A 21945-nucleotide genomic window follows, 5' to 3' on the forward strand; every position below is an offset into this window, starting at 1 on the left:
GGCGGCCAGGGTCAGCCGGTCCTTGCGCCGCGCCTGCAGGTACACTCCCCCGCCTGAAGGCGGGAGTATCCACGGAGGAATCCCGATGAACTGGAAGCAGCTGCGCCGCCGCTACTGCGGCGGAGGCTGGTGGCCGGCCAGCGAGGAACGGGAACTGTTCAGCCCGGCGAGAGTGCACACCACGCGCTATCGCTATCGCGGATCAGTCATCCCCTCTCCATGGCCGACCACAGGAAGAGGACAACCCTCAAGAATCTCAAGGGACTTGTGGAGCGCCCGTTGCGTTGAGAGGCGCACGGCGGGTGCGGGAAGCGGTCCGGAGAAACGGCCCGGCCGAAAGGCCGGGACCGCGCTCCGGGCCGACTTCACGGGCTCCAGCTGACCGATCCCGGGTTCGACGCCTCCGTGCTGAGCCTGTTCCGCGCTCGTCTCATCGAGCACGGGCTGGAGCAGAAGATGCTGGAGCTGGTACTGGAACGCCTGCGCGCGCTGGGCCTGCTGAAGGCCGGTGGCCGGCAGCGAACCGATTCCACGCACGTGCTGGCGGCGGCGGACGTTGCACCGGATGGAGTTCGTCGGCGAGACGCTGCGGGCCGCGCTGGAAGCGCTGGCGGTCGCGGCCCCGACCTGGCTGTCCGCCCTGATCGATGCCGAGTGGGCCGAACGCTATGGGCCACGCGTGGACGACTACCGCTCCCCCAAGGGCGAAGAGGTTCGTGAGCAGTGGTCCCAGCAGGTCGGGCGGGACGGGCTCTTCCTGCTGGAAGCCGTCTACGCCCCCGACACTCGTCCGGCCGAGAGGCGGCCGTCGAAGGCCGATCAGCCCAACCAAGAATCTGTAGGCCAATCGGACCAACCACACCTGATTCCTGATAGACCCCACACGGGGAGTGGTTTACACCACGAACGCGATCGAGAGCCTGAGGCTGGCCTGGGAGGGCGGAGCCACGCAGTGCCTTGCCGTCCACGGCGATCGCCGGTCGCCTGCCTGGGGCTGCGGTCACGGCGGTGTGGCGGTGAGCCAGCCAGGCGCCCACGGCCGCATCGAGTGCGTTGGTGTCGAGACGCTCGAGGACCCTCCCGATCGCCGACCTGGACGGCGCATGCCGCCAGCGCAGCAGGTGACGGCGTTCTGTCCATGTCGGCAATGGAGGTGCCGGTGGATCTCTGCGGCCGTGGGACTTCGGTGAGGCCGAAAGGCCGCGGCGGTGATTCTGTGGTCGGCCTGTGGTGATGCCGTCAAGACGGGTGTGTACGCGGCCGTGACACTGGCGTTCTATTCGATCCGAGGGTTGGCGATGCGACCGAAACTGAAATCCGACGTGTTGTACGTGCCTACCGGCGACGGGGTGCATGTCTTCGGCGCGGGGGCCGATCTCGCGCTGCACGGCCGGTCCGCCTATCAGTGGCTGGACCGGATCGCCGCGTACCTAGATGGTTCGACCGAGTTCGAGGTTCTCGTGCGCAATCTGCCGGAGGACAAGCGTGGTGTGGTGGAGGCCCTGGTGCAGCGGCTGCATTCTGCCGGGTGTGTCTTCGATGCCGCCGATGACCTGCCACACGGGCTGACCGCGCGGGAGTTGGAAGCCTATGCGGCTGAGATCGCCTTCATCGAGTACCACCGGGAATCGGCCGCGCGACGGTTCGAGACGTACCGCAACAGCAGGGTGGTGGTACTGGGGGCGGGGCCGACGTTCGTCGCGCTGGTCTGCTCGGCGCTGCACTCCGGGGTCCGCAGGCTGCGCGCCGTCCAGACGCCGGAGACCGATACGAACACGGTTCGGCTGGCGGAGCTGGCCGCTGAGGCGGCGCGCCGTGATCCGCAGCAGACGCTGGTCCACGTCGCGCTGTCCGACGCGGAAGAGGCTGAGTTTGCCCAGGCGGACGTGGTATTGCACGTGGCCTCGGCATCCGCGGTGGACCGTGCGTTGCGCCTGGGCCGGCTGTGCCGGGCCTCAGGCACCCTTCTGGTGCAGGGCCTCGTACTCGACGACGTCGCATGGCTGGGGCCGGTCGGCCCGGCGTGGGAGTCTGCCTGGCTGCGGTGGGGCGCGCACGGCCCGTTTCGCCCGGGCGAGTTCCTGACCGGTCCGGCCGCCGCGGTGGTGGCCGGCCACCTTGGGCTTGCCGCGTTCCGGGCGGTCACGGGCGTCACGACCGCGGACGATGCCAAGCTGACCAGGATCGACCTGGAATCCTTACGTACCTCGACCCACGCGTTCTTGCCGCATCCGGCCATGCGGCCGGCCCGGCCGGAGACCGAGGCGGAGTTCGCCGACCGGATCGGTCTGCTGAGTAATGCCGATCCGGTCACTGAGGAGGACTTCTCCGCTCGGGCGGCCCGCTGCTTCGACTCGCACGTCGGCATCATGCGGCGGCTCGATGAACGGGACTTCACTCAGCTGCCGTTGAACGTGACCGAAGCCGTATTGCACGCCGAGGGCGAGGCCCGCGTATTCGGCGTGGGCAGGAGCTTCGCCGAGGCGCGCCGGCGTGCTGCGCTGCGGGGCCTGGCGGAATACGCGGCGACCTCGCTCGATCCGCGCAGGCTCGGCGCAGGTGCCACCGTGTGGGGCTGGGACATCGCCGGTCGTCGGGCCAGGGCGGTGCCGGCGACCGAGGCGTTCAGCATCGGGACAGGGCTGTCGGCGCGGCTGAGCTGGGACGACGCCGTGACTGACGGCATCGCGCAGCACTGTGCCCGGTTGGCCGTGGCCGATGTGCTGGCGGGCCGTGCGCGGCCGGCCGCCCTGGATCCGACGCACGTGGCCGCGGACCCGCGGACGCGGTGTCACCTCGCCCTGCTGTGCTCGGCGGGGGGTTCCGCCAGGGTCGCCGATGTCGGGGGCGCCCTGGGCATACCGGTATTGGCGTGGTGGCAGGGGGGCCGGCCGGTCGCGGTGACCTGTGGGCCGGGCGCGGTGGCCGCTGGTCTGGAGCAGGTTGTACTGGACCGGCAGGCGACTGTGTCAGGGGAGTTCGCATACGCCCCCGCTCACCTGTCCGGCCTTGACGGTCTGGATGGCATTGACCGGCCGCCAAAGGCGGCGACCAGCGCGGACCGGCTTCCTGTACCGGATCGGGAGGACATGCTCGGCGCGATGCGGGCCCGTCGGCTGCGCCCCGTGGTGGTCCCACTCGACCACGATCCTGAGGTGTACGAGGTCCTGCCCACCATTCTCCGGGTCCTGCTGGTCGATGAGTGAGTCGGTGCGCAGGGCGCCTGCCTCCGCCGGCCTCCGGTTCTGGTGGCGCACTTTCGAAGGGGTTCAGGAACTGTTTGCGGAGGGGCAGGGTGAGGAGGGCGGGCCGGATGAGCCGCTGCCGACGAAGACCTACCGGGGCCTGCCACGGCACGTGCTGAGTGAACCTGCACGGCGGATCGGCGACGTGCGGTGGTCCTTCCCAGGGTTCCGCCGGGCGCACTCCGACGAGGGCGATGGCAGCGACGACGGCCCCAGACTCGATGCTCTGGACGAGCCCACGCTGTCGTCGTTGCTGCACCACAGCTACGGGTTGGGGCGGATGGAGTTGGGTCCGCACGCGGTCTGGCCGTACCACCGGATGGTGGCGTCCGCGCGGTGCTTCTACCCGGCGGAGCTGTACCTGTGGACGGCCGCGGCGGTGGGGAAGCTGCCCGCCGGGTGCTACCACTACGATCCGGCACACCACGCCTTGACCAGGCTGCGGACCGGTGGCATCCCGGGCGGGCTGCGCCTTGCCACCGGAGCGGGGCACGAGGAGACCCTCGCGTTGATGGTGGCGGCAGTGTGCTTCCGCAAGACCGCGTTCCGCTACCGCGACTACGCCTACCGGTTGTGTGCCCAGGAAGTCGGCATGACGGTCGGGAACGTACTGCTGGTGGGGGGTGCCCTGGGGCTGCGCGCGGGGGTGCACCACCGGTTCGACGACACCGTCGTCAATCAGGCATTGGGTCTGGACGGGGAGGAGGAGACCGCCTTCGCAGTGGTCGACCTGTCCCCTCGGCGCCGACGGCCGGCTGTGGCCGGTCCGGCGCCGCTTCCCAGGGAGTTGGGAGCACCGCTGCCGCTCATCCGGCCGCATCACGTCCGTACCAACGCGGCTGATCCGACGGCGTGGACGGGGCTGACCGAACTGGACCGCGCCAGCCGGCTGACCGGCGAGGGCGGGGGCACGCCCGTGGATCAGGACGCCTTCCACCTCCCGGTCGGCGAACCCGAGTCGGCGTCGCTCCGGGTGCCGATCGCGGGCAACGAACCGTCGCGTGACTGCCTCGAACTGGCCCAGGCGCTGCGAGCGCGCGACTCGGGCGGGCGGATGTTCCTGCCCGATGGTGTGCGGTTGTCCGTTCACGGGCTAGGTGGCCTGCTCCGGTATGCGCTGGAACCGGTGGCGTCCGACCACGGCGCGGTGGACTGCCGGCCGCTGGTGGACTGCCATATGCTGGCGCTCAATGTCGAGGGCTTGCCCACGGGGCTCTACCGACTGGACGCCGCACCGGAACTGGTGGGCCTGCCGGGACGGGACTGGCGCAGCGTGGTGTCGATGCTCTGCGACCGCACCCCTTCGGTGAATGCCGCGAAGGCCAACGTGATCGTGTTCCTGACGGTGAACCGGATCGAGGGCGACCGCTGGTTCGGCAATCGCGGCTACCGGATCCTGCACCACGAGGCCGGGGTCGTCGCCCAGCGGATTAGCGTGCTCGCGGCCGCCACCGGCCTGTCCGCACGGATCACCAACGGCTATCACGACGGTATGGTCCGCGACCTGATCGGCGCCGACGAGGCGCATGTGCCCGTCTTCACCCTCGTCCTCGGCCGCCGACGGGCCACTGCACAGTACGAACCACCGCTGACCTGGTGACACGGCACCGAAGGTAGCGGGTGCAGAAGCCTACGGTCCGGTCTGCGGTCGCACCGTGAAGACCACGGCCAGGCCCCCGTCCGAGGATTCGTTGTGGGCCTGGTCGACATGATCGACCGATCCGGTCCGCGACAGAACCGACAACTACTTGGAGATGGAAGGGGAAGACATGGCCACCAACCTCGCGCTGGACCTCGACGACCTCAGCGTGGACGAGCTCGACATCCTGCCGACCGCGCCGGGTGCGAGCCTGGAGTCGATCAACGTCGGCCACGCCATGGTCGAGATCGGCGCGTCCAACTGCACCTCGCAGGGCACGCCCGCCAGCTGCTGTTCCTGCTGCTGCTGCTGATCTGGCCGCATGACCCTGTCCGGCGTACAGCCAGTGCGCCGGACACGGCGCCCCGCCCTCACCAACGGGGGAGGAAACGTAAACCATCAGCGGAGGAAAAGACGTTGACCGACGCAACCACAGCAGTGGTGGCCGGTGTCGCCGTGCTGGGCAAAGGCCGGCTGGCCACCGCGATCCGGACCTTCGCCTCCCGGTCGCACCGGCTGGTCGCCGACACGGATCGCGACTGCACCGTGGTCGTCTCCGCGGACGACGGCTGGCGCACCGGCACCACACCCGAGCGTTGCGACCTCGAATGGCTGCCGGTCCGGGTTGAGTTGGGCAACGTCGTCGTCGGGCCTTATGTCGTCCCCGGCCGGGCCGGCTGTGCGCGGTGTGCCCAGAGCCGGCGGGACCGCGCGCTGGGGCCGGAGAGCCCCAGGAGCGAGCTGGTGCGCCGGTTCGGCGACCGGCTCGCCGACCGGACCGCCCCGCTGCTGTCGGCCTGGGCATGCGACCCGGTCGCCGACCTGGTGTCGGCGGAACTCGCTGGTGGCCCGGGCAGGCTGACAGCGAGCGCGATCATGATTCTGTCGCTGACGACCTTGGCGGTCGACGTGCACCCGTTCCTCGCCGATCCCTGTTGCCCTCAGTGCGGCGGCCTGCCGCCGGACCAGCCGCCCACTCTCATGCAGACGCCCCGCCCGAAGCTCGGCAGGGACACCTATCGCGTCCGCGATCTGGCCGCCGACTGGGACCAGTTGCACAAGACGTATGTGAACGGGCACACCGGGGTGATCCGCCAGCTCGACGTACGGACCGACTACCGGTACCCGATGGTGTCCGCGCCGCTGCACCTGCCCGGCGGCGAACAGGAGGCCGGGTTCGGTCGGGACCTGGATTACTCCGCCTGCGAGCGCACCGCGCTGGCGGAGGCACTGGAACGGCTTGGCGGCGCCCGGCCCGGCGGTCGGGCCACCACGGTGCGGGCCGGATACCAGAACGTGGCCAGCCAGGCGATCTGCCCGACCGAGCTGGGCCTCTACCCGCCGGAGCGGTACGCGGAGACCGATTTCCCCTACTGCCCCTTCACTCCGGACATGGAGCTGAACTGGGTGTGGGGGCACTCCTTTGCCCGCGACGCGCCGGTGCTCGTACCCGAGGACTATGCCTACTACCGCACCCGGCACGGCAACCCGCTCGCCCGGCCGCTGGCGTACGAGGTGTCCAACGGGTGCGCCCTGGGCGGCTGCCTGGAGGAGGCGGCGCTGCACGGCGTGGTGGAGCTGGCGGAACGGGACGCGTTTCTGCTCACCTGGTACGCCCGGCTGCCCGTGCCCAGGGTGGACCTGGCCACGGTGGCGGACCTGCGCATCGGGATGCTGGCCGAACGAATCCGACAGGACAGTGGTCACCGCGTCATGGCCTTCGCCACCACCCCGGAGCACGGCATCCCGACGGCGTGGGTGATGGCCGTGCACTCCGCCCCAGGAGTGGAGCCCGCGGCGATCTGCGCGGCCGGCGCACACTTCGACCCGGAGAAGGCGCTGCTCAACGGGCTGTTGGAGCTCACGGCGAACCTGGGCTGGAACCGGGCCGTGTACCGGGAGGAGCTGGCCAGGATCGAGGCGATGGTCGCCGACCCGGAGCTGGTGCGGGAGATGCGCGACCACGCCCTGCTGTACTGCCACCCCGCCGCTTTCGAGCGGTTCGACTTCCTGCTCGGCGACGACGTCGGTCTGCCAGTGGACGAGGCGTTCGAGCGGGCCACCTGCCGGCCGCGCGGCGACGACATTCGCGCCGACCTGGCCGAGGTGGTCGACCGGTTCACCAGCCGGGGCCAGGACGTCGTCGTGGTGGACCAGACAACGGACGAGCACCGGGCAGGCGGCCTGGCCTGCGCGAAGGTGATCATCCCCGGACTGCTGCCGATGACGTTCGGACACCGGATGCGCCGCACCCACGGCCTCCCCCGGCTGCGCGAGCTGCCCACCCGACTCGGCTACCGGAGCTGGCCGTTGGATCCGGTCGAGGTCAACCCGCATCCCCACCCGTTCCCGTGACTGGATTGTGATCTTGACTTCCTCTCCCTCCTGAAGGAGGGGGAGTCCTACGGCTCGCGCCGTGGGGTCTTCTGCTTCATCGCCGACTGCCCGCCAGGAGTACTCAACCTCCAGCCCCTGGAGGCCACATGAACGCTCCAGAGCTGCACTGACGGGGGATTTTCGGACCAGTAATCCAGGCCGCTGCGCTGGCCGCAAGCCAGGGCGCCCCGGAGGGCTGGACGGCCACTCCTTCGGAGCCACAAGCGCAAGACCCGATCAGCCACATCCGGCCCTCCCGGGCCACCTAACAACTTACGGAAGGCCCGATGACCCAGGAGTACTCGGAGTTCTCCACCCCAGACACATTCGGCGTGCGGCTCGGCGGGCTGCCGGTGTCCATGCTGGACGACATGCGCTCGCCGGAGCTGTGGCACCAGGTCGAGGTGGTACTGGCTGGCGAACGCGTGCTGACCGCCCGTGCGGAGGAGCTGTCCGACACGCTGTACGACCTGATCGGCCGCATGCCGACCGGCAAGCCGATGCTGGTCGCGCTCCGGCGCTCGATCCACAATCGGAGGCGACCATCGGCCCGGTACTGGAACGACGACCTCCGCGCGCTCCTGCCGGCCGGAGTGACCCACGGGGTGCGGTCCTGGCTGGAGAGGGTGGACGCGCATCAGCGCGACGTGGCACGCCTGGACGAACTGGTCGACCACCACACCGACGCCCAACGCGCGCTGTTGCGTAAGGCGGTGGGCGATCCCGGCTTCCAGCACGGGCTGATCCTGAGCAGCCCGGTACTCCACGACCGCCTGGGCAAGTGGCTGGCCCGGCCGGACGACGCCGAGCCGGATCGCCAACTGGCGCTCCGGCTCACCAAATACCTCGCCCGGATCACCATGAAGACCACTCCGTTCAGCACCTTCACGATCAGCGGCCTTGGCCGCTGGCGCGACCCGGCCACCACGGCGCCCGCGTCCGGTTTCACCGTACGGAGTGTCGCGGAGATCAATCTGTGGGTTGTGCAGCAGCTGGTCCGGGAACTGAGCCGGCACCCTGCTCTCGCCGCGCGCCTGCGGCTGCGGCTCAACCCGAGCACTGTGCTCGTCGGTGGTCGCTGGCAGTTCCTTGGGCCGGGATCCGAGGAACCCCTGCGTAGCCTGCCGGCGACTGCGCCGGTCCAGGCGTGCCTGGATGTGGTGACGGAGGCCAGGCGCACCCGGGAGGACGCTGCTGAGCTGCTGGCGGGCCGGACGGGAAGCGATCCGGCTGTGGCCGACGCCTACTTGGGCGGGCTGGTGGAGCTGGGGCTCCTGGAAGCCGAGCGCCCCTTCGCCGACCAGGAGCTGGATCCGCTCGCCGAACTACGTTCCTGGGTGGCTAGCGCGGGCCCCGAACTGGCCGAAATCGCCGATCAACTCGCCCAATTGCAAGCCCTCTTCGCCGCCTATCCCGGCCTGGCTTCCCCGGCGGACCGGCTCCGGCACACCCAGGACATCGAGTCCGCCCTGCAACGGATCAGGTCGCTGGTCGGACCGGAGCTCATCGAGCTCCCAGCCAAGAACATCCTTATCGAGAACGCTCTGCTGCCCGATCCGCTCCCCGGGCCCGACCCAGACGACTGGGCGCCGGTCTTGCGCGACCTGAACCTCGTGCGCCGCCTCTACGCCGTACTCGATCCGGCGCTGCCCGGTCGGGTGGCGCTCGCCGAGGCGTTCGCGGCACGGATGGGGTCGGGCGCCACCGTGCCGTTCCTCGCGTTCCACCGCGCGGTGCAAGAGTGGCTGCGTGAGGACCCCGACCTGGCTGGCCTGCTGTCCATCGCCACGCATGGCTATCGTGCCCTGGCGGACCACCGGCTGCCCAGGATCCGCGAGCTGGCCCGGCTGCGGGACCGGTTGTGCGCCGAGGCGTCGGCCGGGTGTGCGGACGAGCGGGACGTGCTGCGGTTGGATTCCGAACGGCTGTCCGCGCTGGCCGATCAGTGGCCGGTATGGATGCGCCCGCCGGACTCGGTGGCGTACTACGGGCAGCCCTTCGGCGACGGCGACGGCCCCCGGTTCGTGATCAACGCTGTCAACTCCGGACACGGTCGAGGGCGCGACCGCATCCAACGGCTGCTCACCCAGGCCGGGATCGCCGTGGAGGTGGACACCGCACCGCCGCCCGATGGCGTGGTCATGGCGGACAGCTGCCGCCACTACGGCGCCAATGTGGGGCTGCGCACCTCGGTGGTGGCCGAGGAGATCGATTATCCCGGGGGGCTCAGCCGGCGCGACACCGCCCACCGCATCCCGGTCGGCGACCTTCTGGTACGGCACGAACAGGCCCTGGGCCTGCTCACCCTGTGGTCGCGCAGCCGCGCTGCCTTGGTCCGCCCGGTGCACCCCAATCTCATCGCGGAGCTGTGGCTGCCGCCCGCCATGCGGCTGCTGATGCAGGCGTTCGGTGCCACCCCGAATCTCCTCATTCCCGGCCGCCGGATGTTCGGGGACCCCTCGCTGGCGGAGGTGGACGGGATGCTGGCCCAGCCCAGGGTGGACATCGGCCGGACGACGGTCAGCCGCCGCCAGTGGGTGTTCCCGGCGAGTGTGGTGCCCGTCCGGGGAAAGGGCGAGAGCGACCGGCGCTACCTGTTGCGGCTTGTCGCGTGGCTGCGCGGTCACGACATGCCGGTCCGCTGCTTCGTACGGGGCCTCGATCCGGACTCGGTGGTCGGCGGCACAGTGTGGCGGATTAAGTCCCGCAAGCCGATGTACGTCGACTTCGCGAACCTGCTGCTGGTCGGCGTGTTCGAACGGATGCTGGTCGGCCAGGGGCATGTGCTCTTCCTACAGGAAGCGCTGCCCGACCCGGCCGACGCGCCGGCCTACGGGGACAACCGGTCGCGGGTTACCGAGTATCTCGTCGAGATCAACGGAGGACAGGAATGCTGACAGGAAGCGACCGGCTCGACCCCGACGTGGCCGCAGGCCCGGACTGGGTGTGCGCCCACATCTTCTACGACACCGATCAGGATGCGCTGCTGACCGGCTGTGTACGGCCGCTGGTCCAGGCGCTGACCGCCAACGGTCTGGTGCAGCGGTACTTCTTCCTGCGGTACTGGGAAGGCGGCCCGCACGTCCGGCTGCGGCTGCTCCTCGCCCGCGCTGCCGACCGGGCCGAGGTCGAACGGCTGGCCGCGACACGGATCCGCGCTTTCCTGGCGGCCACCCCGTCCCCGGACGTCGTGGACCGGGCGAGCTTCGCCCAGGTCGCCGAGGATCTGGCCGGTCTGGAGGGCAGGTCGGGACACGACCAGGCGGTGCGGCCGAACAACACGGTGGAGTTCCTGCCCTACGAGCGCGAGCACGAGGACTACGGATACGGTGCGGCCATCGCCGCCGTGGAGGGACACTTCTTCGACTCCAGCGAGCTGGCGCTGTCCGTGGTGGCGGCCGGCACGACGTTGGAGCAGCGCTCGCTGCTCGCATTCGACCTGGTTATCGGCGTATTCGCGCTGTGCGACGAGGTGCGCGAGGGATGGGTCCGGCACGGTGGCCCTCCGCTGCCGTTCGGCAGCGGCCCCGAGGCCGCTGACGTCGAGCCCCGATACCGGGCTCAGCGTGAAAAGCTCCGTGGCCGCGCTCTGCGGACCTGGCGCATGGCGGACCGGCCAGTCGGTGCGGACCACCGCGCGTACTGGCTGGCGTCACTGCGACGGATGCGGGAGGAACTGCACGTCCTGGAGGAGACGGGCGGCTTCGCCTCCGAGTGGGCCGCCTCCCCGCTGGCCGAACCTCTCGACCTGGCCGCCACCGCTCACCCGGCCACGAGCCTGGTGCTGCTGCGCTGCGCGCACCTGATCAACAACCGGCTCGGGCTGACCCTGTGGCAGGAGAACCAACTGCGCTTCCTGGTCGGCCGGGTCCTCGCCGAACTGCCCGAGGCGTTGACCACCTCATGAGCGGACCAGCCGCCCTGTGGCACAGCGTCCACGTCCACCACCACGACGAAAAGGCCGAGCCGGCACTCGTACTGGGTGCCGTCCGCCCGGCATTCGCCTCCGTCCGCGCGTCGGCCGACGCGTCCTGGTTCGGCCGGCACTGGCTGCGCGGCCCACACCTGCGGCTCAACTTCCTTACCTCCGCAGAGCTCTGGGCTGCCGAGGTGCGGCCGACGGTCGTCGCCACGGTCCGCGAGTACCTGCGCACCCATCCCTCCAGGGTCCCACTGAACGAGACCTCGCTGGCACCCGTGCACGAGCGACTGGCGGAACTGGAGATGGAGACCGGGCCCCGGCAGCCTTGGGTGGCGGACAACACCGTCGTCGAACGGCCCTACGACCACCGCCTGCCGGTGCTGGGATCGATGCAGGCCAGCGAACTGCTGGCCGGCTTCCTCAGCGACACCAACGATCTGGCGTTCCAGATATACGACCACCTCCGGTCCGGTGGCGCCCTGGCGCCACTGGCGCTGGACATGATGTGGACCACCGTGTCGGTGGCGGCCATTCCGTTCGACCGCGGCGGCGCACCGATCGAGCGCGGCTTCATGTCACTGCGGTCGCACGCCGACGCGTTCTTGTCCCGTACACAGGATCCGGACAGGTACCGAGCTCAGTTCGACGAACGCTACCGGCGCCAGGCCAGCTCGTTGTCCGAGCGGCTGCGCGCAGTGGAGTCCCAGCTGGCCGGCAACGGGAGCGGCCTGCCGTTCGTCCTGGAGTGGGCCGAGGCCGTACGGCGCTGCCAGCGGACCGCATACCCGCTGCTGGTCTCCGGCGAGGTGTCGCTGAGCGGAGCCGGCCGGGCACCGCGGATGCCGACCCGGCAGGTCAGCGAGTTCCACCAGCTGCTCCAGAGCGACCACGGTCACGCCGACTTCCTGCAGGACGACCACTGGTTCGCCTCGTTCCGGCTGGTGGTGAACTATCTCTACATTCACCTCAACCGCCTCGGCCTGCGGCCCGTGGACCGGGGGCTGTTGTGCCACCTTGCGGCGAGAACCGTCGAAGCGGTGCACGGCGTCTCCGCGATCGACGCCTTCCAGCGGTACGTGGTTTCCTCATCCGCAGCGGGCACACCCGAGTGGGCCCGAATCGGCACCCAGTGGGCGGACGACCTGGCGTGAGCCGTCCTCGATGGCCTTGCTGGCTGCCAGCCGGGCGGCTACCGACGAGGGGATGATCTCGCCAAGCTGCCGGCGCCCTGAGATGCCGAGTTTGCGGTAGGCGCCGGACAGATGGAACTCCACGGTCCGCACGGTGACGCACAGCTTCCCGGCGATCGCCCGGTTGGTGTGGCCTTCCCGGGCAAGACACAAGATCTTCAGCTCCTGCGGGGTCAGGTTCATCAGGGTCGGATGCGCCGGTTCAGCCAGCCCCGGGGGACAGAGCGCCTGCCGTGCCGCCCTGATGCGTTCCATCAGCGGCTGGGCGCCGCAGGCCCGAGCCGTGGACAGTGCCGCGGCGAACTCGGTACCTGCCTCGTTCGCCCGGCCGGCCTCGCCTAGCGCCGCGGCCAGGTCGAACCGGGCGGCCGCGAGCTCCAGCCTGGCCGGTGAGCACGCCAGCGTCCGCACGGCGCCGGCGAGGAGGCGAAGGCGCCGCGCGCCGGTTGCTGCCATGGCGACCCCGTGTTCGGCGATCCCGATCGTGCGCGATATGCCCCACCGACGTGCGTGCTCCAGCTCGGCGCCGGCATGCTGGGCGGCCTCGGTGACCTCACCCGCCGCGGCGAGCAGCCGTGCGGCACGCGACCTCCACGGGACCACAGCGGGATTGTCCGCCTGGTATTCGGCCAGCAGTCGGCCCGCGGCGAGATAGTCCGCGACCGCGCTCGACGGGTCGCCGCGGTGCTCCCACAGCGCGGCCCGCGCGCAGAGCACGGTCGGGGTGTCTCGCCGGGACAGCAGATCGTGATCCAGCCCGCTGTCGGTGAGCAGGGCCAGGGCGGTATCCGTGTCGCCCATCAAGGACCGCGCCTCGACCAGGAGCGACACGCCGAGCGCGGCCAGCATGCGGGAATTTGCCGCCGCCGTGCACAGCCACTCCGCCATGGGCGTCAGCGCTTCTGCCACGCCAGCCAGGTCACCGCGGACCCGGCAGATCCTGGCGCGCAGCAGCTCAGCGGAGACCGGGTCCCACCGCCCCAGACATGCCCCGCCCGCCAGGCGGGTTCTGCTGAGATGCGTCCACGCCTCGTCCAGCTCGTCGGCGTGGATCAGTGCGACACTGCCGTACCACGCGCTCCACGTCCAGCTGTCCGGGGCACCGGCGAGTGCCTGTCGTGCGTAGTGCACGGCCGTCGCCCGGTCCTCGCAGGAGGCTACCGAGTGCACGGCTCGCAGCCCGGCCAGCTCTCGCCGGGCGCCGTCATCCGGGGGGGCCTGCGTGACCAGATCATCCAGGGGATCGGCGGTCCGGGCCAGCCACCCGGGACCGTGGAGGCATACATACGCCTTGTGCAACCGCACCCGCCAGCTCTGCTCCGCTGCGCCCGGACCGAGCCGGTCGGCCGTATCGCCGAGGGCCGCCACGGCCTCCGCGGGGCGCCCGCACTCGGTCAGCAGCCCGGCCAGGGCCACCGCGTAGCCGGTCGCGATCTCGGGCTCGTCAACCTCCTGCCGGACCGAGTTCAGTTGGTGCACCGTGTGGTCCGGATCGACGAACGGGTCCAACGCGGCGAGCTCGCACAGCACGTCCGACCGAACCCGCGACGGCAACCGCTCCCGCAGCAGGGCGTGCAGATGCCGGACGGCGTCCTCGGCCCTGCCCTCCCGCGCCAATTGGCGCGCCGCGCCCCTCAGTGGCTGGACGGCCCAGGCCTGGCCGAGCGGCCCCGCTGCGACCAGCTGCCGGGCAACGGGGGTCATGCCGAAGTGCCCGTCACGGAGGATCTCGGCCGCCTTGAGGTGCAGGGCGGCTCGTGTGCCGACCGGGATTCCGCTGACGACCATCGTCGCCAGCAGGGGGTGCCGGAATGCCAGCGGCGTGCGGTTGGCCAGCAGGCACCGGCCGACCAGCTCGTCGGCCATGGACAACGCGTCCGGGACGGCCAGCTGCGCGAGTTCCGCCGCTTGGGCGATTTCCGCGTCGACACCGAGGACGGCCACCGCTCTCGCCAGCGCGAGCGCCGGTTCGCTGAGGCCCCCCAACCAGCGTTCGGCGCCCGGAAACACCATCGAGCAGGCGTCGGCGCCCACCTCCTCGGCGGTGGGCGCCGCATTGGTGCCGCACAACAGGAACAGCAGCAGGCTGGGGTTGCCTCCGGTCAACTTACGGCACTCCGTTGCCGACTCTTCGTCGAGCGTGACACCGCAACGGGTGGCCGCGAACTCAGCGAGCGCTGCCGCTGGCAGGCCCAGAAGGTCGATGCGCTCGGCACGTGCGGCCAGTTCTGCCCCCCACGGCATCGGGTGACCGGCGCCGAAGCCGCTGGCTGACGCGGCGATCAGCAAGCGGGTGGGTGACGTGGACTCCGTGAGCGCCAGCAGCCAGCGTAACGACCACGGGTCGACGTGGTCCACGTCGTCCACACAGATCGCGACCGGGGCGCGCTGGGCCTGCACTCGCACCGATTCAACAAGTTCGCTTACCCGTTCCGTCGAGGGTGCCCGGACCGCAGTCGGCGCGGATACGGCACTCGTCGTCAGCAAGTGACCGAGCGCATGATTGGCAGCTGCGAACGACGCACGCGGGATACCTTGCGCATCGACGGCTGCCACCTGGAACCCGGTATCGGCGGCGAGCGCACCGAGCGCCGACAGCAGTTCCGACTTCCCGCTGCCTGGCTCGCCCCGAACCAGCACGGTGGTTTGCCGACCCGCACAGGCCCTGTCGATCATGGACCGCAGCCGCGCCATTTCAAGTCCACGACCGATCATCCTGGACGAGGCCATCCGTTCCTCCTCTCCATGCACCGGTTCTATGCGAAAGCTCATGAACCTACCGCTGCACATGTGCGGTGTGCTCCTTCCAACCGGATGACAAAACACGTGGGTTGAGGCATCGTGCGGCTACGGGGCGCATCGTAAGGTCTTGGTGTGGTGTGCGGGTATTACGGGAAATCAGCCATGCTGACGTATTGCTGACGCCGACGGGCCCCGAGTGGGCGTTAAGTCCGATCTTCCTCGGTTCGTGATCGCTCGATCGTGGTACTGACCGCCGTATGAGCCGTCGGGTGGGCATGTCCATGTTGAGATGCGGGGTGTGAAGAGAGAGCCGTACCTCAGCGACTTATCGGACGAGCAGTGGGCGTTGATCGGTGCGACACGAAGTCGCGCATTATGAGTGAACTCGCAGATCGGAGGCCGGTTATAGACCGGATGCGTAGTTCCTGATCAGTGTTCGAGATCAGTCCCCGCCCTGGTGTGCGTTCACAGGTCCCGCTTGTGAGGGTGCGAAGCCCAGGGAAGAAGCCCAAGGGCCCCCGCTCCGTCCGGGGGAGCAACCGGGCGAGGGGAAGGCCGGACGGGCGAAGTGCGCCGTGAGGCGCTCTGTTGTATCCCCGATTCAATCGGGAAGAACTTGGAAGAATGTTCCTGGGTCCAATGGCTAACCTGGAATCGAAAGACGAAGGGGACAGTAGCATGTCAGGAAAGCAGCGACCGCGCGAAGACGTCGAAGCGGGGCGCTGCGGGGCCCGTGCGATAAGGCAAAAACTAGACTGCTTGAAACCCAATCTCCGATCGGTGAATGTCCGCGCCCACCGGAAAGACGTCTGTAACCGGTGCCGCTCCATGCGTCAGTATCGTTCGCCTGCTGATGCAACTTCCGTGGGGCGGGTGATGCCCAGTGAGGGCAGTCAAGGAGATGAGTGGGTTGCCTAAGTCGCGCTCGGACGTACAGCAGAGACGTACCGCGGGATCACCTAAAGGGCGCGAGCCCCATGGTGACGGAGCGCCAATAGTAGTCGCAGGAGTAACGACCTGCCGGGGAGTCCGGGAAAGCCGGACACAGGGCAAAGTGGCGCAGGTGACAGGACCTTCCGCGCGCGTGAGGGATGCGTAATGCAGAACGCCGAAACCGTCTTAGAGGTCATTCGTGAGCGCGACAGGAAGGGTCTGCCGCTGGAACGGCTGTATAGACAACTGTTCAATCCTGATCTCTACCTACTGTCCTACCGGAAGTTGTACTCAAATGCGGGTTCGATGACTCCGGGCGTCACGGGAGAGACCGTGGACGGCATGTCCTTAGAAAAGGTCGAGAGCATCATCAATATCGTTCGGTCCGAGCGGTACCGGTGGGCTCCCGTCCGGCGGACGTATATTCCCAAGCAGAACGGGAAACGGAGGCCATTAGGACTGCCTGGATGGTCGGATAAATTGCTGGCCGAGGTGGTGCGCATGCTGCTCGACGCGTACTACGACGTTCAGTTCTCCGACCGTTCACACGGGTTCAGGAGTGGCCGAGGGTGCCATACCGCGCTGCGTGAGATAGCAGATACGTGGCAAGGCGTGACCTGGTTTATCGAGGGCGACATTGCCCAATGCTTCGACCGACTTGACCATCAGGTCATGATCGAGATTTTGGGTGAGAAGGTCCACGACGGCCGGTTCCTTCGGCTGGTGAGCAACATGCTCACGGCGGGGTATCTGGAGGACTGGAGGTGGCACGCCACTCTGAGCGGTGCGCCGCAAGGAGGGGTGGCAAGCCCCACGCTTTCCAACATCTACCTTGACCGACTCGATCAGTTCGTCGAATCTCAGCTACTGCCGCAATACAACCGAGGTCGTCTACGGAGGACCAACCCTGAGTACAAGAGGGCCGAGAACGCACTCCTGCGAGCGCGGAAACGCGGGGACAAGAAGTCGGTACGTGCGCTTTCACAGGTACGCCGCGCATTGCCCAGTCAGGACCCGAATGACCCTGACTACCGCAGGTTGCGTTACGTCCGGTACGCAGACGATATCCTGCTCGGTTTCAGCGGCCCCAAGTCCGAGGCCGTGGAGATCAAGGAGTCGCTTGGCGAGTTCCTGCGGTCGGAACTGAAGCTGGAGCTCTCCGAGGAGAAGACTCTGATCACCCATGCTCGAACAGAGAAGGCTCGGTTCCTCGGATATGACATCGTGGTTCAGCACAGCAATGACCGAATCACCCGTGGTCGGAGATCGGTCAATGGTGTCGTCGGGCTGCGTGTCCCCGAGGAAGCGATCACGCGAAGAAGTGCCTTGTACATGCGGCGGGGTGAACCCGCACATCGGCCTCAGATGCTGAATGATCAGGACTTCACGATCATCAGCAAATACCAGGCCGAGTATCGAGGTGTGGTCCAGTATTACCTTCTGGCTTCCAATGTCTACCGCCTTGGCAGGCTGCGGTGGGTCATGGAAACCTCGCTATTGAAGACCCTGGCTTCCAAGCACCGCGCCACGGTTTCCGCGACGGCCCGTAAATACAAGGCCGTTATGCAGACCGACGAAGGGCCGAGAGTGTGCTTCCGCACAGTGGTTGAACGTGGCGAAGGGAAGGAGCCGCTGGTCGCGTGGTTCGGAGGAATCCCGCTGAAGCGGAAAGTAGAGGCGAAGCCCGTTGACCGGGCGCCCGTCTTGGCGACAACGCAAGGGAATGAGCTAATCCACAGGCTCCTTGCCGGGAGCTGTGAACTATGCGGATCTGCCAGGAGATTGGAGGTCCATCACATCCGCAAGCTCGCAGACCTGAACAAGCCAGGGCGCAGAGAGAGGCCCGCATGGGTCAAGACCATGGCAAAGCGGCGACGGAAGACCCTTGTGGTCTGCCGTCCCTGCCATGAGAGTACGCATGCCGGGCGGCTCGCAGTCGTTCCGCTCAAGTAGTCACTGGAGAGCGGTATGCGATCAAAGTCGCACGTACCGTTCGGCGGGGGGCCGTTGGAAAAGGACCTGCCCAGCAGGCACCTCGCCGGCGGCCTACCCGACCGCAAGTGAACCCCCGATGATGCCTCGTCAGCCCAAGCCTTGGGTGACGGGACGAGGACCAGGGTGCAAGGGCCTGGCCGCTGGAAGAGGCGGCAAGCGGCGGCCGGGGACGATCAACCGGTCGTGGGAACACCGCTGGCCCCGGGGTGTAGGGGGCGCCCACCCCGGCCGTGTCTCGTGTGCGCGGAACGTGGAAACCCCGTCGGGGTCCGAGTTTTCTTTTGGCTCGGTAGGCCGATCGCAAGAGGGGCGGAACTCCTCGGCGGGACAGGAAGCCCAAGAAGCAGATGCCGGCGGCCGAAAGGCAGCGGGACCCGGGACATGTGGTTGCCTCTCCAGGTGGCTGTCTCGGGAACCGGCCGGATGCCGGTCCTGGCGGCCGGGTCCCGAAAGGGGAGCTGACGTGGGCTGGTGAGCCTTTGACGACCGAGGCCCGGGGCCTCCCGAACCGAGGGGCAAGTTGGACACCGCGGTGAACGGACCCAAGGACGCTGCCGAATGGGACGACGTCGCATGGCGTCACCACGAGGACAACGTAGTGAGGCTGAGGCAGAGGATCTTCAAGGCGACGCGGGAAGAGGACTGGGCCCTGGTCCGGTCCTTGCAGCAACTGATGCTGAGATCATGGTCGAACACGCTGCCCCGTCACCACCAGCGGCACCGGCCCACGGCGCCGCCCTCCGATCACATCCATGATCTTCTCCTGTCTGCAGGCAACTCGCCTACGAACAGGGATATGAGCCACCTCGTACGAAGGCAGCTGGTTATGCTGAAGCTTTCGAAACCAGACCCCAGGTCCGTCATGCTGTCGCCGCCGCAGTCGGCATAACCCGGCGCACGGCATAAGCGGACCTATGCCGAACTCGGCATAGGTCCGCATAGCGGACGTAACGTAATCGCCGGTAGTCCGGATCGTTGGGGTCCTGACTCGGCAGGGTGCGGCGACGGAGCCGAAGCTCCCGGACCGCATCCCGGTCACCGTGCCGCTTGGCCCGTTGGATCGCATACTCGACGACCTGATACTCCCGGTTGGGGCGCCGGCGCCGGCCGTGGTTGTACTCGGGCAGCAGAGACTGTTCGATGAACTGGTCAAGCCGGTCAAGGTAGATGTTCGAGAGGATCGGCGAGGCCACCCCGCCCTGCGGCGCACCGCTGAGCGTGGCATTCCATCGCCAGTCCTCCAGGTATCCCGCCTTGAGCATGTGGCTGATCAGCCGCAGGAACCGGCCATCATGGATCTTCACCGCCAGGATCGACAGCATCACCTCGTGATCGAGGCTGCCGAAGCAGTCGGAGATGTCCCCCTCGATGAACCAGTGCGTCCCCTTCCAGACCTCCACGACCTCGCTGAGCGCGGTATGGCAGCCCCGGTGGGGACGGAAACCATGGGATCGGTCGGAGAACTGAACGTCGTAGTACGCCTCAAGCAGCAGGCGGACCACCTCGGCGAACAGCTTGTCCGACCAGGGAGGCAGACCCAACGGGCGCTTCTTCGCTGATCCCTTCTTCTCGATGCAGACCCGCCGGACCGGAGACCACCAGTAGCGTTCGGCGCGCAAGGCATCGATGATGCTGCCGATCTTCTCCAGCGACATGCCGTCCGCGGTTTCGTTGGTGACCCCCGGCGTCATTGCGCCCCTGTTGGCGTAGATCCGCCCGTAGGCCATCAAGTACAGCTGTGGGTTGAACAGTTGCCGATACAGCCTCTCGATCGGCAGTCCTCTCTCTCCGCGTTTGCGAATGACGTCCAGCACCGTTTCGGCGGTCTGCATTACGCATGCCTCCCTTCGCTGAACTTCTCGATCACCTGTGCCCCTTCGTCCTTGTTCCGGCTCTCCCGGACCTCTCGGCAGGTCGCGACTCCTGCGACTACTATGGGCACTCCGTCGCCATAGAGCTCGCGCCCCGTAGGCGATCCCGTGGTACGTCTTCGCTGTACGTATCGAGCACGACGTAGGCCGCCCACTCATCTCCTTGACCGCCCTCACTGGGCGACGCTCCGCGTCACGGAGGTTGCCCGGCCCCACAGGTTCAAGGCCCGGCATGACGCGGCATCGGTTACAGGTGTCGTTCCGACGGGTGCGCACTCTCACCACTGGAGATTGGGCTTCAAGCAATCCAGCCTTGGCCATATCGCGCGGGTCTCGCGGCACCCCGCCCCCGGACACCTCCGGACGGCCACCACTTCCCTGACATGCTCTTGTCCCCTCGCGCTTTCGCGTCCAGGTAAGTCAGGCGACCCAAGAACCTCCCTCCGAGTTCCTCCCGACTGCGTCGGGGATACAACGAAGCGCCTCACGGCGCACACCGTGCGTAGCAGTCTCCCGTTACACGGCTCTTGTCACCCTGATAGCCAGATGGTGCGGCACAAGCGCCAGTGCGCGAACATTCCCGGGTACCGGTGCATGATCCCCTGGAGACAGGCCCTGGCCTTCCTGTAGCCGGCGAGCCGTTTGTACTTTCTGCGGATCCAGCGCAACAGGTAGGCGTTGACGCGCTGGAGGAAGGCCCTCAGCCCCGGCAGCTGTAGTTCTTGATCGTTTACCGATTGGTGCTGGTGAGCGGCCTGACGGGGCGGCCGGGGGAACGAGTACGGCCACCGCGATGATGATCGTCTGTGACAACAGATCAGGACGCGGTTGCCGTAGGCGCCACGATAGCCGGTGGAGTGTGGAGCGAGTGTTTCGGGGCGGCGATGGCGGCGGTGGCCGGCTGTTTCCCGCGACGGGAGTCGCGGCTGCTGGCCAGGGACAGCGTTGGGGCACACGTCGTCGTCCCGGCTGCAGCACTTCCTGTCCCGCGGCGTGTGGGACAGTTATTGAAATACGGGCCCTGGGCGGAGTTTTCCCTTGTCAGGTGGGCGTGATGGCCGCCTGGGCCACTGGCATCGGGCAGGCTTTGATCGACCGGGAGCTGTACTTGCCCCGCGAGTGGACCCAGGATCGCGAGCGGTGCCGCCGCGCTCGTGTCCCGGACCGGGTCGGTTTCGCCGTCAAGCCGCGCCTGGCCGAGCAGATGATCGACCGGGCGGTGCCGGACCTGCCCCAGGGGCAGGTGTGGGTGGCCACGGACGAGGTCTACGGCCGCGACGGCGCCTTCCGCCGCCACCTGGAGGACCATGACCTGCCCTACGTGGTGACGGTGCAGGCCAACCAGAGTGTGCTGCCCCGCCCGGGCTGGCGGCATATCGCCCGCCTCGTCGAACGCTGCGCGGCCGAGGACGAGTGGGTCGAGCTGCCGGCCGGCCCATCCCAACTGGACTCCCGCACCTGGCAGTGGTGGGTGCGCCGGATACCCGCCCCGGACGCGGCCGTCGGCAGTGGACGGGCCCGCTGGCTGCTTGCCCGGCGCCGCCCCGAGACGCCGGATGAGCGGGACTACTACCTGCGCTGGGGCCCGGAGGACACCTCGGTGGAAGACCTCGTGCTGGTCCCCGGTGCCCGCTGGCGGGTGGAGGAGGCGATCAAGCTGGCGAAGTCGGCCGCCGGGATGGCCGACTACGAGGTACGTCACTTCCACGGCTGGTATCGGCACATCACCCTGTCCCAGCTGGCCGCGGCGTTCCTGGCCGTCCAGGCCGCCGCCGAACGCCGCGGCGAGCAGCCCGGCATCCCACACAGGGGGCCCGCAGTGACCCCACCCTCCTCGGTGGACTCGCCCCGATCACCCTCACCGCCTTCGAGATCGCCCGCCTCCTCGTCCTGATGGGCCGTCAGCCAAGTCGTGCGGGACGGATTCGCCACGGTCTGCACTGGTCGCGATGGCGCCGCCTCCACCAGGCCATCGCCCGGGCCTGCCACCGCAGACGACGCCAGGACTCCGCCCGGCCACCGCCCACGAGCG

Annotated in this window: 11 protein-coding genes and 1 pseudogene; 10 read left to right on the forward strand and 2 right to left on the reverse strand. The window is 68.4% G+C overall.

The features are described from left to right. Positions 1-1208: 1208 nt before the first annotated feature. The 7 genes from ABZZ74_RS46740 (at position 1209) to ABZZ74_RS46770 (ending at position 12333) form a co-directional block, all read left to right on the forward strand. Positions 1209-3206: a hypothetical protein gene (locus ABZZ74_RS46740; protein WP_356950212.1), complete on the forward strand. Its 1998-nt coding sequence runs from the start codon at positions 1209-1211 to the stop codon at positions 3204-3206. A 151-nt stretch (positions 3207-3357) separates the two neighbouring features. Beyond that, on the forward strand, positions 3358-4845 hold the full coding sequence (locus ABZZ74_RS46745; RefSeq protein ID WP_356950213.1) for a SagB family peptide dehydrogenase: 1488 nt from the start codon (positions 3358-3360) through the stop codon (positions 4843-4845). Between the two features lie 169 nt (positions 4846-5014). Beyond that, on the forward strand, positions 5015-5197 hold the full coding sequence (locus ABZZ74_RS46750) for a hypothetical protein (RefSeq protein WP_356950214.1): 183 nt from the start codon (positions 5015-5017) through the stop codon (positions 5195-5197). Positions 5198-5301: 104 nt separating this feature from the next. After that, complete coding sequence (locus tag ABZZ74_RS46755) at positions 5302-7239, forward strand: TOMM precursor leader peptide-binding protein (RefSeq protein WP_356950215.1); 1938 nt, start codon at positions 5302-5304, stop codon at positions 7237-7239. A 308-nt stretch (positions 7240-7547) separates the two neighbouring features. Further along, on the forward strand, positions 7548-10157 hold the full coding sequence (locus ABZZ74_RS46760) for a lantibiotic dehydratase (RefSeq protein ID WP_356950216.1): 2610 nt from the start codon (positions 7548-7550) through the stop codon (positions 10155-10157). Next, positions 10151-11167 carry a lantibiotic dehydratase C-terminal domain-containing protein gene (locus tag ABZZ74_RS46765; protein ID WP_356950217.1) on the forward strand — a complete coding sequence of 339 codons (1017 nt, stop codon included), beginning with the start codon at positions 10151-10153 and terminating at the stop codon, positions 11165-11167. The genes ABZZ74_RS46760 and ABZZ74_RS46765 overlap by 7 nt, the downstream gene beginning before the upstream one ends. Further along, positions 11164-12333 (forward strand): thiopeptide maturation pyridine synthase, encoded by a 1170-nt coding sequence (locus ABZZ74_RS46770; protein WP_356950218.1) that lies wholly within the window; start codon positions 11164-11166, stop codon positions 12331-12333. The genes ABZZ74_RS46765 and ABZZ74_RS46770 overlap by 4 nt, the downstream gene beginning before the upstream one ends. Here the strand turns inward: ABZZ74_RS46770 and ABZZ74_RS46775 are convergent. Then, positions 12268-15162: an AAA family ATPase gene (locus ABZZ74_RS46775; protein ID WP_356950219.1), complete on the reverse strand. Its 2895-nt coding sequence runs from the start codon at positions 15160-15162 to the stop codon at positions 12268-12270. The genes ABZZ74_RS46770 and ABZZ74_RS46775 overlap by 66 nt on opposite strands. Positions 15163-16212: 1050 nt before the next feature. Here ABZZ74_RS46775 and ABZZ74_RS46780 point away from each other — a divergent pair. Together ABZZ74_RS46780 and ABZZ74_RS46785 are read left to right on the forward strand one after the other, a co-directional pair. Continuing rightward, on the forward strand, positions 16213-18000 hold the full coding sequence (locus tag ABZZ74_RS46780; protein ID WP_356950220.1) for a reverse transcriptase domain-containing protein: 1788 nt from the start codon (positions 16213-16215) through the stop codon (positions 17998-18000). A gap of 574 nt (positions 18001-18574) precedes the next feature. Next, positions 18575-18931 (forward strand): reverse transcriptase N-terminal domain-containing protein, encoded by a 357-nt coding sequence (locus ABZZ74_RS46785; RefSeq protein ID WP_356950225.1) that lies wholly within the window; start codon positions 18575-18577, stop codon positions 18929-18931. Between the two features lie 43 nt (positions 18932-18974). Here the strand turns inward: ABZZ74_RS46785 and ABZZ74_RS46790 are convergent. Further along, positions 18975-19874, reverse strand: a pseudogene (locus ABZZ74_RS46790) (reverse transcriptase/maturase family protein); the annotation flags it as partial. 835 nt (positions 19875-20709) lie between these two features. On the opposite strand from ABZZ74_RS46790, the gene ABZZ74_RS46795 reads away from it, so the two are divergent. Beyond that, positions 20710-21807, forward strand: coding sequence for an IS701 family transposase (locus ABZZ74_RS46795; RefSeq protein ID WP_356950226.1), 1098 nt, complete (start codon positions 20710-20712; stop codon positions 21805-21807). The last annotated feature ends 138 nt before the right edge of the window (positions 21808-21945 follow it).

The sequence above is a fragment of the Streptomyces sp. NPDC006476 genome, assembly GCF_040612015.1.
Taxonomy (GTDB): domain Bacteria; phylum Actinomycetota; class Actinomycetes; order Streptomycetales; family Streptomycetaceae; genus Streptomyces; species Streptomyces griseorubiginosus_B.

What these genes read in the sequence shown, in the direction of transcription:
- ABZZ74_RS46750 (WP_356950214.1), top strand. Translation starts at nt 5,015, where the DNA reads ATGGCCACCAACCTCGCGCTGGACCTCGACGACCTCAGCGTGGACGAG.
- ABZZ74_RS46760 (WP_356950216.1), top strand. Translation starts at nt 7,548, where the DNA reads ATGACCCAGGAGTACTCGGAGTTCTCCACCCCAGACACATTCGGCGTG.
- ABZZ74_RS46765 (WP_356950217.1), top strand. Translation starts at nt 10,151, where the DNA reads ATGCTGACAGGAAGCGACCGGCTCGACCCCGACGTGGCCGCAGGCCCG.
- ABZZ74_RS46770 (WP_356950218.1), top strand. Translation starts at nt 11,164, where the DNA reads ATGAGCGGACCAGCCGCCCTGTGGCACAGCGTCCACGTCCACCACCAC.
- ABZZ74_RS46775 (WP_356950219.1), bottom strand. Translation starts at nt 15,162, where the DNA reads ATGTGCAGCGGTAGGTTCATGAGCTTTCGCATAGAACCGGTGCATGGA.
- ABZZ74_RS46780 (WP_356950220.1), top strand. Translation starts at nt 16,213, where the DNA reads ATGCAGAACGCCGAAACCGTCTTAGAGGTCATTCGTGAGCGCGACAGG.
- ABZZ74_RS46795 (WP_356950226.1), top strand. Translation starts at nt 20,710, where the DNA reads ATGATCGTCTGTGACAACAGATCAGGACGCGGTTGCCGTAGGCGCCAC.